The following is a 16,118-nucleotide window of genomic DNA, read 5'->3' as shown; positions in this document are numbered from 1 at the left end:
CACAGCCGTCATTGCGAGGCACAAAGCAATCTTATAGAGAATATTTAAAAGATTGCTTCGTGCCTCGCAATGACGAGTAGCGAACATAATTAGTAAAGATTAAGTGTAAAAGATGAATACTAAAGTAGTAAGAAGTAAAACAGCTGTTAAACAACCTAAAATCAATGTAATTACATTGGGTTGCTCTAAAAACATATACGATTCGGAAGTGTTAATGGGGCAGTTACGTGGCAATAACTTAAATGTTACTCACGAATCTGACAAAATGGGCAAGGATGATATCGTTGTTATTAACACATGCGGTTTTATTGATAATGCAAAGCAAGAATCTATTGATACAATTTTACAGTTCAGCGAGCTTAAAGAAGCTGGCAAAATTGGAAAAGTTGTGGTTACTGGCTGCTTATCTGAACGCTACAAACCAGAATTAGAATCAGAAATTACAAATGTTGATGCCTTTTTTGGAACCAACGATTTACAGAATATTTTACACGAGCTTGGTGCAAATTACAAACATGAGTTAATTGGCGAGCGTTTATTAACCACACCATCGCACTTTGCTTATTTCAAAATTGCTGAAGGCTGTAATCGTCCTTGTTCGTTTTGTGCAATTCCGCTTATGCGTGGTAAGCACATGAGCAAGCCAATGGAAGAATTGGTTAACGAAGCCAAAATTTTAGCTAAAAACGGCACAAAAGAACTTATTTTAATTGCGCAGGATTTAACTTATTATGGTTTAGATTTATACGGCGTTCGCAAGCTTGATGAATTAATGCGCCGCTTATCTGATGTTCCCGGTATTGAATGGATTCGTTTGCAATATGCTTATCCTTCTGGTTTCCCGATGGAAATTTTAGATGCGATGAACGAGCGAGACAATATTTGCAAATATCTGGATATGCCATTACAGCACATTACGGATAATATGCTAAAATCAATGCGTCGTGGAACTACGAAACAAAAAACCATTGACTTAGTTAACCAAATTAGAGATAAAGTTCCAAATATTGCTATGCGTACCACTCTTATTTGTGGCTATCCGGGAGAAACTCAATACGATTTTGAGGAAATGGCAGCTTGGGTTGAAGAAACAAAATTTGACCGTTTGGGCTGTTTTACTTACTCTCACGAAGAAAAAACACATGCACATTCGTTAATTGATGATGTTGCTGATGAAGTGAAACAACAACGCGTTGATGACATTATGGAAATTCAACAAGGTATATCTTTTGAAATTAACCAAGAGAAAGTTGGTAAAACCTTTAAAGTATTAATTGATAAAAAAGAAGGCGATTTCTTCGTTGGAAGAACTGAATTTGATTCACCTGAAGTTGATAATGAAGTTTTAATAGATGCAAGTACAGGTTATGCTGCAAACGGAAGTTTTGTTAACGTAAAAATAGACAGGGCTGAAGATTTCGATTTATATGGAAAGATTGTTTAAAAGCATTTAAAATATCTAAAACCCGAAAGCAAAACTTTCGGGCTTTTTTATGAAGGATATTTTTTTAAAATGTTGTAGCGTAATAAATCGCAGAATCGTTTAAAGCAATAAAACCTACCTATGAAAAAATTTTCTCTCATTCTATTAATCATCTTTATTGCCAACCTTGGATGTAAAAAAATTGGTGGCGGCGGACTTTGTGCATGCTCACCTATTTCCGGTCCTTCATTTGCACTAATTATTAAAGGAAATTCTGGTGTCGATTTACTTAATCCTGCGACTACAGGTTATTTGGATAAGAACCAGATACAAATCTATTCGAAAGATGCAAATAATGCCATAAAGCAAATTAGTTTTAATGTTAATTCGCCTTTTACTTATACTGCAGATAATAAAGTAACTTATTATCAATTAACATCCTGGGAGTTACCTATCTTATCAAAAACTATTGATAATACCTTTTATTTGAAATTAGGCAACGATAAACTTTATGAATTGAATCTTAAGATTGATAAAAACTCGGTTGAGAAACTATTAATAGATAAAAAAGAAGCTCCAAAAGAATACCCAAATTCTACTACTAAACCAATAAGTGAGATTTTTAACTTACAGGTTCAATAGCAAAATATTTAGACAAAAAAAACCGATATTTTGATATCGGTTTTTTTATTACTCTATTTTTTTGGTTCAGGTCTGTTTTTAATCTGACTGGCCTTTAACCAAATTTTAGCACCTTTTGCATTAACGTAATATTTTTCGTTTTTAGCATTGATGTAAACGTTTGAACCATCTGGTGCCATTTTACCTTTCCAGGTTTTATCAGCTACTTTTGCTTCACCTTTTACGGCAACTTCAGCAGTTTTATTACCAACTGATTTAGCACCTTTACCAATTGCTTTTCCAGTTTTATCTAATGCTTTACCAACATCGGTTTTCTTTTCTTGTGCTTGTGTGCTTAGTGATACACCTCCAAATAATGCGAGCGTTAATAATCCTATTGCGAATTTCTTTTTCATGGCGATTTGTTTATTAATTTCAGAATATAACAATCTGCGATTTGGTTTTGTTTTAGCCAACAGCACAATCTTAATTTTAATAAACCTAATTGAAGCGATATCCTATTTTGTAGCACAAACATTCAATTACACTTAATCGTAAACAAAATAGATTTAGCGGAAAGTAGGGCTGCGGAAACCGAAGAGTTACTTAAATTGCTTTTCTAAGATTAATTAAGCTTCTCTGCCAAAAGTTTCATTTCTATTGATGGAGAGCGATTTTCGTATAAGATGTTATGCACAGCTTTACAGATTGGCATTTCTACGCCGTAATCTTTGTTTTTGATGTGCATACATTTTGCCGCGTAATAGCCTTCGGCTATCATATTCATTTCCAGCTGGGCAGATTTAACGGTGTAGCCCTTTCCAACCATATTACCGAAGGTCCTGTTCCTACTAAACTGCGAGTAAGCGGTTACCAATAAATCGCCCAGATAAGCCGATTCCTTTATATCGCGGTTGATGGGATGTACAGCATCTACGAAACGTTTGATTTCGCGTATGGCATTGCTAATTAATACAGCTTGGAAGTTATCTCCGTAACCAATTCCGTGGCAAATTCCACTTGCCACAGCGTAGATATTTTTTAAAACCGCAGCGTATTCAGTTCCAAAAATATCATCAGAAACATTGGTTTTGATGTACCGTGTATTTAGAAACGATGCAAAAGTTAAAGCGTTATTTATATTGGTACAGGCAATGGTTAAGTAAGAAAGTTTCTCGAAAGCAACTTCTTCGGCATGGCATGGACCGCTTACAACCAAAATATCATCATAAGGTATATTATATTTTTGATGCAGGAACTCGCCAATAATCAGATTATCTTCTGGTACGATACCTTTAATTGCCGAAACTATTTTTTTACCTTTTAAATCTTCGGGTGTTACATTTGCCAGTGATTCTTTTAAAAAAGCAGCAGGCACATTTAAAACGATAAAATCGGCTGTACTGATGATGCAATTAATATCAGAAGAAATATTATCTGCAGGCAGTTTAATCTCTACAGAACTTATGTAATGAGGATTATGTTTGAATTTTTTAATGTGTTCAATAGCATCGTTATTACGCATCCACCAAAAAATTTCTTTTTCGGTTAAATTATCAGAAAGCATTTTTACAATGGCAGTAGCCCAGCTCCCGCCCCCTATCATGGCTATTTTTGGTAACATCAATATATAAAAAAAGGTTAAAGGTAAAAGGTGTAAGGTTTAAGCTTAAACGCAAATGCTTAAAACCTAAATCTTACACCTTAAAGCTGCAAGTTACTATTAATGGCAAATATTAAGGCAAAAAAAATAAAAGGCGTAAAGTGTAGGTACAAATATGTTACCTAAACCTTACGCCTTAAACCTTTTAGCTAAAAAACTACTTCTTACCGTCTTTGCTAAATAGTTGGTCTTTAGATGTTTTTTCTACAACCATACCATCTTTTAACTTGCCTTGAATAGCAGAATAAGGTCCGGTTACAACTTCCTGACCGCTTTTAACACCTGTTTTAACGATGATGAATTGGTCGTTCTGAATACCTGTTGTTACCTCTGTTTGTTTAACTTTTTTGCTTGTTGCATCGTAAACATAAACGAATTGTTTTACAGTTTTATCTGATAATTTAGATTTCTGTTTATCGCTATTTTCCTGATTATTTGATTCTCCGCTATCGCCAGATTTGTTTTTACTATCAGTAAACACTGCTTGAATCGGCACTGATAAACCTTTTAACGATTCGCTTTCGATATCTACAGTTGCAGACATACCTGGGCGGAAAATTGATTGTTGTTTTCCAGATAATTCTTCGGTTATTCTGATTTTAACCGAGAAGTTTGTAACCTGATCTACCGAAGTTGAAGTTGTTGTACCAACTGCTGTAGAAGAGCTTGCAATCTCGGTAACCTCACCTCTAAATTTCTTGTCAGAAAATGCATCAACCTCTATCGAAGCTTTATCTCCAACTTTTACACGGGTTATATCGTTTTCATTTACATCAACATTAACTTCCATTGATGATAAATTAGAAATACGCATAATTTCTGTACCAGCCATTTGCGAAGTTCCCAAAATACGGTCGCCAAGCTCGATAGAAAGTTTAGAAACTACTCCATCAACAGGTGCGTAAATTGTTGTTTTAGCAAGGTTTGCACCGGCTTCTTTTACATTTGCACCAGTTTGTTCTAATGTAAATTTAGCTCCCGTAACGTTTTCTTTAGCGCTTGCTAAATTTGCCTTTGCTGTTAAGTATGCTGCCTTTGCTGCATCAAACTCAGAAGCAGAAATTACTTTCTTACCAAATAACTCTACGTTACGTTTATAAGTAGCCTCTGAGTTAGCAAAGTTTGCCTGATTTTGAATAAGTTGTTGCTGTGCTGCTGCAACACTAGCTTTTTGAGCATTAAATGAAGCAACAGTTCTCTCGTAACCTGATTGCAAAACATCTGGCCTTACTTTACAAAGTAATTGTCCGGCTTTAACAATATCACCTTCTTTTACCTTTAGCTCAACAACCTCACCCGAAACTTCAGAGCTTAGTTTAACTTCGGTTTCAGGCTGAATTTTACCACTTGCTGTTACAGTTTCAACAACTGTTCTTTCCGAAGCTTTTTCGGTAGTTATTTTTTCAGTTTTATTGCCACCAATAACGCCAGCAAGCCTTAATCCGACTAAAACAGCCAGGATAACGCCAATGGTAATTAGAATGTGTTTAAGTTTCATAATAATGTTTGAAGGTTTAAAAGTTGTAATGTTTTAAGGTTGAAATGTTATTTCTTCCTTTATTTATCTATTAAAAAGTTATTTGCTTGCCTAAATAGTAATCAATTACTTTAGCCCTGAAAATTAAATCATATTTAGCTAAAATGAAATCTATCTCCGCTCTGTTTCTGTTGGTTTGAGCAGTACTATAATCTAAAGAATTAACTAAGCCTTGCTCGTATCTTAAATCAACTGCATAAAATGCGTCTTTTTGAGCCAGAAAAGCATTTTGAGTCGAAGTATATCTACTTTTCGCAGCAGTTAAATCAACCACTGCCTGGTTAATTACTTTTATTAAATTGTTTTTTGCCAAAGCTTCATCAGTTTGGCGTTGCATTAATGTAATTTTTGCTCTGCGGACATTTGAACGCGTAGAAAAACCATTAAAAATCGGAACCTGAATTCCCATGCTCACAAACTTTCCGAAGTTATCAGCCAATTGATCTGTCAGGCTTGAATTTGCACGGAACTGGCTTGCATTAAACTGGTAGTAGTAAGCAGAACCTAAACCTCCACCAAAGGATATTTGAGGGAAGAAACTACCTTTTGCAACATTTACAGCTTTTTCAGCAGCTTTTGTGTAGTTCCAGGCTAATTTAATATCCGGAAAAGTTTCCATCGCCTGTTTGTAAATATCATCAGGTATGTAAGATGTTTTTACATTTTCAATTTCGTTAACCAATGGAGGTTGAACTTTAAATGTCATTGGAGGTTGAATCTCCATTAACTGACCTAAAGTTAAATATGAAACCGCTAATTGATTTTGAGCATTTGTTAAATTTAATTCTGCAGTTGCGCCTTGAGATTTTGCAAGAGAAATATCTGCAAGCGTTTTTGTTCCGGCATCTAACAAAACCTGCTCACGTTTTAATGTAGCATTAGCAACTTCTAATTGTTGCTGAGTTGCTTTAACCTGATCCTGATTATTTAAAACCTGAAGATAAGCGGTAACTACCTGTAAAATTAAATCGTTTTTAACTTTATCAACGTTGGTTTTACTTGCATCTAATAAAAACTTATTCTGTTTAATTTGATTAATTTTTGTACCACCGCCAAAAAGCGAAACGTTTGCATTAACATTTGGATTTAAGTTATAATTCTGGGTGTTCTCAAACAAACCCGAAACTTGCTGACTTCTACCCCATTGCATTGATTGGTTAATACTTCCATTTACAGTTGGTAGCAAAGCGTTTTTCGATTGACGTAAATCTTCTTCGCTAATTGAAGCACTAAATGCTGCCTGTTTAATATTCAGGTTATTTTTAAGTGTGTTTTCAACTGCTTGTTCAATGGTAATAACATCTTGAGCTTTAACATTTTGACTAAAACTCAATGCAAACAATAATGCAGAACCGGTAATTAACTTGTTTGTGGTAAACATCTTCATAATTTGTTTTTCAAATCTATATAAACAACTTTAATAATTTCAATCTATCGAGGCAATTATTACCTTTGAAGGCAATGTACCTTGTTAAATCGCCGCTTCTGCTTAAATGGTATTATCCATCATTATTATGGAATAAATCCCGAAAGGAAAAAGTTATTTATTTAACCTTTGACGATGGACCTATACCCAATGTTACAGATTTTGTATTAAAAACTTTAAAAGCCTTTAATGCTAAAGCGACATTCTTTTGTATTGGTGATAATATTTCAAAATATCCCGAAGTTTTTGAACGTGTAAAAAACGACGGGCACGCGATTGGAAACCATACTTTTAATCACCTAAAAGGATGGATTACCGATGATGAAACCTATGTAAATAATTTTCTGAAATGCCAGGAACTTACTCAAACTAATCTTTTTCGCCCACCTTATGGAAGGATAAAAAAGTCCCAAGTCCGTAGTCTTAAGTCTTTAGTTTTAAATCAAATCGACTCCAGACTTCTGACTTCCGACTGTAGACTTCAAATCGTCATGTGGGATACACTTAGTGGCGATTTCGACATCAATCTTGCTCCTGAAAAATGTTATCAGAACGTTATAAAACATACGCGAAATGGCTCTATTATTGTTTTCCATGATAGCTTAAAAGCTTTCGACAGGTTGGAATATGCATTACCTCGTGTTTTAAAATATTTTGCTGATAAAGGTTTCGTTTTTTCATCACTGTAGCGGCTAGCCATTGTTGTGCCACTATTAACAATCATCTACTATTGATTTAAAAACAACAATTTTTAGATATCAATCTTAAAATCATCCGTCCGTAATTGAACACGACTGTTCATTAACGAACAACATAACCCTTATTAAAATTCAATTATGCTACGCTATAGAATACACTTCTATGGCTAATTTATGACTTGATATTTACACCGATTTTTCGTAGTTTAGAACAATTCCAAATTGCTTAATTGCCTGCGTAAATTGCGGTTAAAGGTTGTTTTTTGCTATTTTTGTTTTGACTCAAAAAACATTGTTTTTTGGCTAACCAACACAAATTAATACACGAAAACAGTAATTCTTTAGGCAGAAAGTAGGCGTACATTTTGTTTCACCAACTTATAGCAATAAGAATAAAATATCTAAGATGAGTATTTATAACGATTATATCCAGGAAATTGAAGACAGAAAAACCCAAGGTCTTCATCCTAAACCTATTGATGGTGCTGAATTATTAAGTGAAATTATCGATCAAATCAAAAATGTAAATAATTTCAACAGAGAAGAATCCGTTAATTTTTTCATATACAACACCTTACCGGGTACTACTGCAGCAGCAGGTGTAAAGGCGCAATTTTTAAAAGAGATTATTTTAGGTGAATCAATTGTAAAAGAAATCACACCAGATTTCGCTTTTGAATTGCTATCACATATGAAGGGTGGACCTTCTATCAAAGTTTTATTAGATATCGCATTGGCAGATAATGGAGATAAAGCTCATAAAGCTGCTGATGTACTTAAAACCCAAGTTTTCTTATACGATGCGGATACAGATCGCTTAAAAGATGCTTACACCAACGGCAATGAAATTGCTAAGGAAATATTAGAAAGCTACGCTAAAGCAGAGTTTTTTACTGAATTGCCTGCAGTTGCTGAAGAAATTAAAGTGGTAACTTTTATTGCTGGTATTGGTGATATTTCTACAGATTTATTATCACCGGGTAATCAGGCGCACTCTCGTTCAGATCGTGAGTTGCATGGTAAGTGTATGATTACTCCTGAAGCTCAGCAGCAAATTCAAGCGTTACAAGCGCAACATCCAGATAAAAGCGTAATGCTTGTAGCCGAAAAAGGCACTATGGGTGTGGGTTCTTCACGTATGTCGGGTGTGAACAATGTTGCACTTTGGACAGGTAAACGTTCTAGCCCTTATGTTCCGTTTGTAAACATTGCTCCAATTGTTGGTGGAACAAATGGAATTTCGCCAATTTTCTTAACAACAGTTGATGTAACTGGTGGTATTGGTATCGACCTTAAAAATTGGGTAAAGAAAACAGACGAAAACGGTAACGTAATTCGTAATGAAAGTAACGAACCTATTCTAGAGGAAGTTTATTCAATTGAAACAGGTACGGTTCTTACCATCAATACAAGAACTAAAAAATTATATAACGGCGAGCAAGAGCTAATTGATATTTCAAAAGCTTTAACTCCTCAAAAAATGGAATTTATCAAAGCAGGTGGTTCTTATGCTATCGTATTTGGTAAAAAAATTCAAACTTTTGCAGCCAGAGTTTTAGGTGTAGAAGCACCAATAGTTTTTGCTCCGGCAAAAGAAGTATCTATTGAAGGACAAGGTTTAACAGCTGTAGAAAAAATATTCAACAAAAATGCAGTAGGCTTAACTCAAGGTAAAGTTTTACATGCAGGTTCTGATGTTCGTGTTGAAGTAAACATCGTAGGTTCTCAGGATACTACAGGTTTAATGACGGCTCAAGAATTAGAGGCAATGGCTGCTACAGTTATTTCTCCAATTGTTGATGGAGCTTATCAATCAGGTTGTCATACCGCTTCGGTTTGGGATAAAAAAGCACAAGCTAACATTCCTAAATTGATGAAGTTTATGAATGATTTCGGTGTAATTACTGCTCGCGACCCTAAAGGCGAATACCATTCAATGACAGATGTTATTCACAAAGTTTTGAATGACATCACAATTGATGAATGGGCAATTATCATCGGTGGTGACTCGCACACGCGTATGTCTAAAGGCGTTGCTTTCGGTGCAGATTCTGGAACAGTTGCTTTAGCTTTGGCAACAGGAGAAGCTTCAATGCCAATTCCAGATTCAGTAAAAGTAACCTTCAAGGGTGCAATGAAAGAGCACATGGATTTCCGTGATGTTGTTCATGCTACGCAATTACAAATGTTGCAACAGTTCGATGGTGAGAACGTTTTCCAAGGTCGTATAATTGAAGTACATATTGGAACTCTATTAGCCGATCAAGCTTTCACTTTTACAGATTGGACTGCTGAAATGAAGGCTAAAGCATCTATCTGTATTTCTCAAGATGATACATTAATTCAATCTTTAGAAATTGCTAAAAATCGTATCCAAATTATGATAGACAAAGGTATGGACAACCATAACCAGGTGCTTCAAGGATTGATTAACAAAGCAAACAAACGTATTGAAGAAGTTAAGACAGGTATTAAACCAGCTTTAATGCCAGATGATAACGCAAAATATTACGCAGAAGTAGTTATTGATCTTGATTTAATCAACGAGCCAATGATTGCCGATCCGGATGTGAACAATGCAGACGTTTCTAAACGCTACACGCATGATACCATCAGAGATTTAACTTTCTACGGCGGCGATAAAAAAGTAGACCTTGGTTTCGTAGGTTCTTGCATGGTACACAAAGACGACTTGAAAATCGTTTCTCAAATGTTGAAAAATGTTGAAAAAGCAAATGGCAGTGTATCATTTAAAGCTCCATTAGTTGTTGCTGCACCTACTTACAATATCATTGATGAGTTAAAAGCTGAAGGCGATTGGGAATACTTACAAAAATACTCAGGATTTGAATTTAGTGATGCCCTACCAAAAAGTGCAGCACGTACTGAATATGAAAACATCATGTATTTAGAGCGTCCAGGCTGTAACTTATGTATGGGTAACCAAGAAAAAGCAGCCAAAGGCGATACGGTAATGGCTACTTCAACACGTTTATTCCAAGGTCGTGTGGTAGAAGATAAAGATGGCAAAAAAGGAGAATCGTTGTTGGCATCTACGCCAGTAGTAGTTCTTTCTGCAATCTTAGGTCGCATTCCAAGTATCGAAGAATATAAAGTTGCAGTAGAAGGCATCAACTTAACAAAGTTTACTCCGGTTTCTACAAAACTATAAGAACAAATAAACTTAATATTTGTTAATAATGTCAAGAGGCTTCCCAAATAAACGGAAGCCTCTTTTTTATGTAAAAAGTTGCATAGAATGGTTTTAAATAAAAATAATTTGACATATCTGAAAAACAACTGTCTTAAAAATTGTTTAATTTAGATAGCGTTCCAACTAACAATAATTTAAAAATATAAAGTATGGCTTTCGACATAGACATGATCAAAAAGGTTTACGCTAATTTTGGTACCCGAGTAGACGCGGCCCGTAAAATAGTAGGCAGACCTTTAACATTATCTGAAAAAATATTATATGCTCACCTTTGGGATGGAGATCCTAAGAAAGCATTTTCTCGTGGAACAGATTATGTAGATTTCGCACCAGATCGCGTTGCTATGCAAGATGCAACTGCGCAAATGGCATTGCTACAATTTATGCAGGCTGGCCGCCCTAAAGTGGCTGTTCCTTCTACAGTTCATTGCGATCACTTAATTACAGCTAAAGAAGGTGCTGCAATAGATTTACCTCATGCAAGAACTGAAAGTGCCGAGGTTTTTGATTTCTTATCATCAGTATCAAATAAATATGGCATCGGTTTCTGGAAGCCGGGTGCTGGTATTATTCATCAGGTTGTTTTAGAAAATTATGCTTTCCCAGGGGGAATGATGATTGGAACTGACTCACACACTGTAAATGCAGGTGGTTTGGGTATGGTCGCAATTGGTGTGGGCGGTGCCGATGCTTGCGATGTTATGGCAGGCTTACCTTGGGAGCTAAAATTCCCTAAATTAATTGGTGTTAAGTTAACCGGTAAATTAAACGGTTGGACAGCTGCTAAAGATGTTATTCTTAAAGTTGCAGGTATTTTAACTGTAAAAGGTGGTACAGGTGCAATTGTAGAATATTTTGGTGACGGCGCCACTTCTATGAGCTGTACAGGTAAAGGTACCATTTGTAATATGGGTGCTGAAATCGGCGCAACTACATCAACTTTTGGTTACGATGAAAGTATGGAACGTTATTTACGTGCTACAGATAGAAATGAAGTTGCAGATGAAGCTAATAAGATAAAACAATATTTAACTGGTGATGATGAAGTTTACGCAGATCCGGAAAACTACTTCGATCAGGTTATCGAAATTGATTTAGATACATTAGAGCCATATTTAAACGGTCCTTTTACACCCGATTTAGCTACTCCGGTTTCTCAAATGAAAACCGAGGCAGAGAAAAATGGATGGCCTTTAAAAGTAGAATGGGGTTTAATTGGTTCTTGTACAAACTCTTCATACGAAGATTTATCAAGAGCAGCATCTATTGCTAATCAGGCAATTTCAAAAGGCTTAACCACTAAAGCAGAGTTTGGCATTAACCCAGGTTCTGAGCAAGTGCGCTACACGGCCGACCGCGATGGTTATTTAAAAACTTTCGAAGATTTGAATGCTACAATTTTCACCAATGCCTGCGGACCGTGTATTGGTATGTGGGATAGAACAGGTGCAGAAAAAGCTGAAAAGAATACAATCGTACATTCATTTAACAGAAACTTTGCTAAACGTGCCGATGGTAATCCGAACACTTTTGCATTCGTGGCTTCGCCAGAAATGGTTGCTGCAATTGCAATTTCGGGTAATTTAGGTTTCAACCCGCTAACAGATACTTTAACGAATGATAAAGGCGAGGAAATTAAATTAGATCCGCCAACCGGATATGAATTACCTACAAAAGGTTTTGCTGTAGAGGATGCTGGTTTTCAAGCGCCTGCTGCAGATGGTTCTAACGTTGAAGTTTTAGTTTCTCCAACTTCTCATCGTTTACAATTATTAGAACCATTTACACCTTGGGAAGGTACAGATTTAAAAGGCTTAAAACTTTTAATTAAAGCCAAAGGTAAATGTACAACCGACCATATTTCTATGGCTGGTCCTTGGTTAAAGTTCCGCGGTCACTTAGATAACATTTCTAACAACATGTTAATTGGTGCGGTAAATTACTTTAACGATAAAACTGATAACGTTAAAAACGAATTAACTGGCGAATATGGCCCGGTTCCAGCTACACAACGAGATTATAAAGCAGCAGGCTTAGGTTCTATCGTAGTTGGCGATGAAAACTACGGCGAAGGTTCATCTCGTGAACATGCCGCTATGGAACCTCGTCACTTAGGTGTGCGTGCCGTGCTGGTAAAATCATTTGCCCGTATTCACGAAACTAACCTTAAAAAACAAGGTATGTTAGGCTTAACGTTTGCCGATAAAGACGATTACGATAAAATCCTTGAGGATGATACTGTTGATATTTTAGGTTTAACTGAATTTACGCCTGGTCAACCGCTTACCTTGGTTTTGCATCACTCAGATGGAACTGAAGAGCAATTCCCGGTAAACCACAGTTATAATGCACAGCAAATTGATTGGTTTAAAGCCGGCGGTGCATTAAACATTATCAGAGCTGAAGCAGCTGCGAAAGCTGAGCAAGCTTAAGTTAGGTTAACAACAAAACAAGAGAGAGGCTGTATTATAAATCAGTTTATCCGTAGAACATGTCACGTTGAGCTTGTCGAAACGCCTTCTAAGGCAAATTTTACAAGTCCTTCGACATGCTCAGGATGACATTAGGTATTTATAATACAGCCTTTTTTAATTGAAAAGCAATTTCAGTAATTCTTCGGTTTCGAAAGTCCCGTTATTCGCCTTAATCTTTTTGCTAACGGTATTGCCTTTAATTAAGATTGTGCACCAAAAAGTATTACCGCTTCTACCGGGTTTAGGTAACTTAGGTAAACTTAATGAATGGAGATTCTATTCAAATTCGTGACCGCAATCATAACAATGGTAACATTTATCTGCCATTACAGGCATATAGAATAGTAAAAATGAGATTATTTTCAGCCAGCTTCTAGGCTTTGGCTTCGTTGCTAAACCATAACTCACATTAATTGAGTTACAATTTTTGCAAGCTACTCCAATTGTTTCTTCAGGAGTATAATCTTCAAACTCGGGTTCATTTTGGATTGAGGAATCCTGAGCTAACAAATTATTTATAGCATCAACATCTCGCTCAAAAACAACTAGTTTAATACCTCCAACAGCCTGATTATATAATGGACTAATGGTCGATATATTTTCATCTGCAAGGAAACAAGAAAATTCACTATCTTCTAGTCTGGCTTTAATAATATTTGCTTCAATCGGGCTATAGTAGGTGGCGTAAACAATCGTTTTATCATTCATTGATTAAATATACTTATCAATGTGATAAACTAAGAATTAAGTTTTCAATTAACTGTGCACCAACTGATAAACACTTTGCATATAATTTGCTTCCTCAATAGTTTCAAAAAACTCCTGCCATTCTGTTCTGGTAAAAACTAGGCTTATATCCGGAAACGGAGTTGATAAGATAACGACTTCTTTACCATCAGGTCTGTTTTCCAGGTAATCATCAAAATTTAGATTTTTAGTTGACTGATGAAAAATTTTAAACTGATCGAAAGAAAAATTCATCAACACACCCGAACGCCAGATGTTTAAAATTTTACAGTTATGACATTGAGCGATGGTAACGTTTTGATTTTGAGCGAGAACAATGGTTTTGCACATAAAATGTATATTAAGAAAGTTTAACATTTAGTTTCTAATAGTGCCTGATTTACCTGTTCAGATTTAGAACAGGTAGACAGGGCTTAAAAAACTAACCAAATGATAATATTGATTACTCAAATCAACATTCAAATATACATTATTTAGATTAAGTCTAAATAAATATTTATAATATTTTAGTAATTTAATTTTGGCTTCCCATTTTCGCAGGTAATAGATTTTGGACCTACAATTACAGCGCAATCAGATGCAATTCCCCATTTTACATTAAATGCTTTTTGCTTGTTATTATAATTATCAACCTTTTTAAGGAATTCTACGGTATCAATTTTTATCGAATATGCAATAAAACTACTTGCACCACCGCAAGCTTTTGCCCCAATCGGTACAATTTTCCAATCGGCAGCATTATCACAAACAACCTGATCTGAGATTTTTTGAATTTCACTTTTCAGTTTAGAAAGCTCTTGTTCATCATCAAATTTCGAGCCTTTTAAATCTTCTTCGGTACAAGAAACTAAGCTTACCAAAAAGAAGAATATCAGTATAAAGAATTTGGAATAGGAATGTGTTTTCATATAGGTTTCAATTTAATTAAAAAACGAAACAGTTGTAGAAAACGCTACATACTTAAAAACTTTTGCCACCAATAGCCAGAATTTTTTATAGTTCTTTCCTGGGTTTTAAAATCATTATAAACCAGTCCAAATCTGGCATTGAAACCTTCGGCCCATTCAAAATTATCCATTAATGTCCACGCCATGTAACCAGAAACAGGAGCTCCGTTATTTTTAGCTTTCAATAAAGCATCAAGATATAAATTGAAGTATTCTATCCGCTCTTCATCATTTATCTTTCCATCTACTATCTTATCGTGATATGCAGCTCCATTTTCGGTAATGAAAATATTTTTAATATTTGAATAGGCAGCGAACTTCATAATGATATTATAAAAACTATCTGCATTGATTTCCCAACCCATTGCCGTATGAGGTTTTTTTCTGCTCTTGGCTTTAACTTCCCACGCCTGAATAACCGGAATGAATGCATTATACTTCACCGTCAGCGGAAAATAGTTTTGTAAACCGATATAATCGAAGTCGAATTTATACCTATCCATGTGTCGCCAGGTTCCATATTCAATTTGAAATTTTTCTAGAACATCCCAATTGGCTGTAGGAAAACCCAAACCTAAAGTTGGCTCTACAAATAACCTGTTCATTAAGCAATCTACCCTATCAGCAGCTAAAATATCATTATCACTTTGTGAGTAAGGCAAAATTTCTGAACAAGAAAATGTTGTACCAATATTTACCCTGTTAATTTCTGCACGAAGAATTTTCCCACCATCGGCTTGTGCCAAAGCAGTATGATGAACCGCTGAAAAAAAGTTACCTAAGCCAGTTTTTCCTGGAGCATGTACACCCAACATGTAACCAAGCGACGTAAAACCAAAAGGCTCATTAATTACAAGCCAGTTTTTAACCTTATCGCCATATTCAATTGCGCAAATACTAACAAAAGTATTAAATGCCGCGTTGATGCTAAAGCTTGTCCAACCGCCTTCGTTTTCTAAAGCTTGTGGTAAATCCCAATGGTATAAAGTGATGTAAGGTGTAATTCCATTTTCCAAGCATTCATCAATCACATTGTGATAAAACCTAATACCTTCTGCATTGATATCTCCCCTACCTAAAGGCAAAATTCTTGTCCAGGCGATTGAAAATCTGAAAACTTTAAATCCTAAAATTTTAACAAGCGCTATATCTTCTCTAAATCGATGATAAAAATCGCAGGTAACATTTATTTTATGTCCCTTTTTGATTTTACCGCTTTTTGCAGAAAAAGTATCCCAAATAGACGGACCTTTTCCGTACATATCAGATGTACCTTCTATTTGAGCAGCAGCAGTAGCCACACCCCACAAAAAATCTTTACCAAAATCAGAAGCTTTTATCATGTTTAAATAGCTTGCATCAAGATGC

Annotated in this window: 13 protein-coding genes; 5 read left to right on the top strand and 8 right to left on the bottom strand. The window is 35.5% G+C overall.

Translation table 11 applies throughout. The features are described 5' to 3' along the window. Positions 1-112: 112 nt before the first annotated feature. Together rimO and ACO05K_RS00535 are read left to right on the top strand one after the other, a co-directional pair. Entirely contained in the window at positions 113-1,444 is a 1,332-nt protein-coding gene (rimO, locus tag ACO05K_RS00540) for a 30S ribosomal protein S12 methylthiotransferase RimO (protein WP_421942523.1), read from the top strand. A 120-nt stretch (positions 1,445-1,564) separates the two neighbouring features. Then, on the top strand, positions 1,565-2,065 hold the full coding sequence (locus ACO05K_RS00535; protein WP_421942522.1) for a hypothetical protein: 501 nt from the start codon (positions 1,565-1,567) through the stop codon (positions 2,063-2,065). A 53-nt stretch (positions 2,066-2,118) separates the two neighbouring features. Here the strand turns inward: ACO05K_RS00535 and ACO05K_RS00530 are convergent, their stop codons facing one another. The 4 genes from ACO05K_RS00530 to ACO05K_RS00515 form a co-directional block, all read right to left on the bottom strand. After that, positions 2,119-2,460 (bottom strand): hypothetical protein, encoded by a 342-nt coding sequence (locus tag ACO05K_RS00530; protein ID WP_421942521.1) that lies wholly within the window; start codon positions 2,458-2,460, stop codon positions 2,119-2,121. 209 nt (positions 2,461-2,669) lie between these two features. Further along, positions 2,670-3,668: an NAD(P)H-dependent glycerol-3-phosphate dehydrogenase gene (locus ACO05K_RS00525; protein WP_421942520.1), complete on the bottom strand. Its 999-nt coding sequence runs from the start codon at positions 3,666-3,668 to the stop codon at positions 2,670-2,672. A gap of 196 nt (positions 3,669-3,864) precedes the next feature. Next, positions 3,865-5,205 (bottom strand): efflux RND transporter periplasmic adaptor subunit, encoded by a 1,341-nt coding sequence (locus ACO05K_RS00520; protein ID WP_421942519.1) that lies wholly within the window; start codon positions 5,203-5,205, stop codon positions 3,865-3,867. Between the two features lie 70 nt (positions 5,206-5,275). Beyond that, entirely contained in the window at positions 5,276-6,625 is a 1,350-nt protein-coding gene (locus ACO05K_RS00515; protein ID WP_421942518.1) for a TolC family protein, read from the bottom strand. Between the two features lie 80 nt (positions 6,626-6,705). On the opposite strand from ACO05K_RS00515, the gene ACO05K_RS00510 reads away from it, so the two are divergent. The 3 genes from ACO05K_RS00510 to ACO05K_RS00500 all read left to right on the top strand — a co-directional run bounded on the left by ACO05K_RS00510 (position 6,706) and on the right by ACO05K_RS00500 (position 13,014). Further along, positions 6,706-7,359: a polysaccharide deacetylase family protein gene (locus tag ACO05K_RS00510; RefSeq protein WP_421942517.1), complete on the top strand. Its 654-nt coding sequence runs from the start codon at positions 6,706-6,708 to the stop codon at positions 7,357-7,359. Between the two features lie 415 nt (positions 7,360-7,774). Continuing rightward, entirely contained in the window at positions 7,775-10,540 is a 2,766-nt protein-coding gene (locus ACO05K_RS00505) for a bifunctional aconitate hydratase 2/2-methylisocitrate dehydratase (protein ID WP_421942516.1), read from the top strand. Positions 10,541-10,731: 191 nt separating this feature from the next. Continuing rightward, positions 10,732-13,014, top strand: a complete 2,283-nt coding sequence (locus ACO05K_RS00500) for an aconitate hydratase (RefSeq protein WP_421942515.1) — start codon at positions 10,732-10,734, stop codon at positions 13,012-13,014. Positions 13,015-13,332: 318 nt separating this feature from the next. Here the strand turns inward: ACO05K_RS00500 and ACO05K_RS00495 are convergent, their stop codons facing one another. The 4 genes from ACO05K_RS00495 to ACO05K_RS00480 form a co-directional block, all read right to left on the bottom strand. Further along, positions 13,333-13,764, bottom strand: a complete 432-nt coding sequence (locus tag ACO05K_RS00495) for a DUF2007 domain-containing protein (RefSeq protein WP_421942514.1) — start codon at positions 13,762-13,764, stop codon at positions 13,333-13,335. A gap of 48 nt (positions 13,765-13,812) precedes the next feature. Then, positions 13,813-14,133 (bottom strand): hypothetical protein, encoded by a 321-nt coding sequence (locus tag ACO05K_RS00490; protein ID WP_421942513.1) that lies wholly within the window; start codon positions 14,131-14,133, stop codon positions 13,813-13,815. 176 nt (positions 14,134-14,309) lie between these two features. After that, the gene (locus ACO05K_RS00485; protein ID WP_421942512.1) at positions 14,310-14,711 is read right to left on the bottom strand and encodes a hypothetical protein; all 402 of its coding nucleotides are present in this window, start codon (positions 14,709-14,711) and stop codon (positions 14,310-14,312) included. 44 nt (positions 14,712-14,755) lie between these two features. Further along, the gene (locus ACO05K_RS00480; protein WP_421942511.1) at positions 14,756-16,093 is read right to left on the bottom strand and encodes a GH1 family beta-glucosidase; all 1,338 of its coding nucleotides are present in this window, start codon (positions 16,091-16,093) and stop codon (positions 14,756-14,758) included. Positions 16,094-16,118 lie beyond the last annotated feature (25 nt).

The organism is Pedobacter sp., from assembly GCF_965227205.1.
Lineage (GTDB): Bacteria > Bacteroidota > Bacteroidia > Sphingobacteriales > Sphingobacteriaceae > Pedobacter.
The sequence above is the reverse complement of the archived record's forward strand: the minus strand, read 5'-3'. Positions and strand labels throughout refer to the sequence as shown.

What these genes read in the sequence shown, in the direction of transcription:
- rimO (WP_421942523.1), top strand. Translation starts at nt 113, where the DNA reads ATGAATACTAAAGTAGTAAGAAGTAAAACAGCTGTTAAACAACCTAAA.
- ACO05K_RS00535 (WP_421942522.1), top strand. Translation starts at nt 1,565, where the DNA reads ATGAAAAAATTTTCTCTCATTCTATTAATCATCTTTATTGCCAACCTT.
- ACO05K_RS00530 (WP_421942521.1), bottom strand. Translation starts at nt 2,460, where the DNA reads ATGAAAAAGAAATTCGCAATAGGATTATTAACGCTCGCATTATTTGGA.
- ACO05K_RS00525 (WP_421942520.1), bottom strand. Translation starts at nt 3,668, where the DNA reads ATGTTACCAAAAATAGCCATGATAGGGGGCGGGAGCTGGGCTACTGCC.
- ACO05K_RS00520 (WP_421942519.1), bottom strand. Translation starts at nt 5,205, where the DNA reads ATGAAACTTAAACACATTCTAATTACCATTGGCGTTATCCTGGCTGTT.
- ACO05K_RS00515 (WP_421942518.1), bottom strand. Translation starts at nt 6,625, where the DNA reads ATGTTTACCACAAACAAGTTAATTACCGGTTCTGCATTATTGTTTGCA.
- ACO05K_RS00510 (WP_421942517.1), top strand. Translation starts at nt 6,706, where the DNA reads ATGTACCTTGTTAAATCGCCGCTTCTGCTTAAATGGTATTATCCATCA.
- ACO05K_RS00505 (WP_421942516.1), top strand. Translation starts at nt 7,775, where the DNA reads ATGAGTATTTATAACGATTATATCCAGGAAATTGAAGACAGAAAAACC.
- ACO05K_RS00500 (WP_421942515.1), top strand. Translation starts at nt 10,732, where the DNA reads ATGGCTTTCGACATAGACATGATCAAAAAGGTTTACGCTAATTTTGGT.
- ACO05K_RS00495 (WP_421942514.1), bottom strand. Translation starts at nt 13,764, where the DNA reads ATGAATGATAAAACGATTGTTTACGCCACCTACTATAGCCCGATTGAA.
- ACO05K_RS00490 (WP_421942513.1), bottom strand. Translation starts at nt 14,133, where the DNA reads ATGTGCAAAACCATTGTTCTCGCTCAAAATCAAAACGTTACCATCGCT.
- ACO05K_RS00485 (WP_421942512.1), bottom strand. Translation starts at nt 14,711, where the DNA reads ATGAAAACACATTCCTATTCCAAATTCTTTATACTGATATTCTTCTTT.
- ACO05K_RS00480 (WP_421942511.1), bottom strand. Translation starts at nt 16,093, where the DNA reads ATGATAAAAGCTTCTGATTTTGGTAAAGATTTTTTGTGGGGTGTGGCT.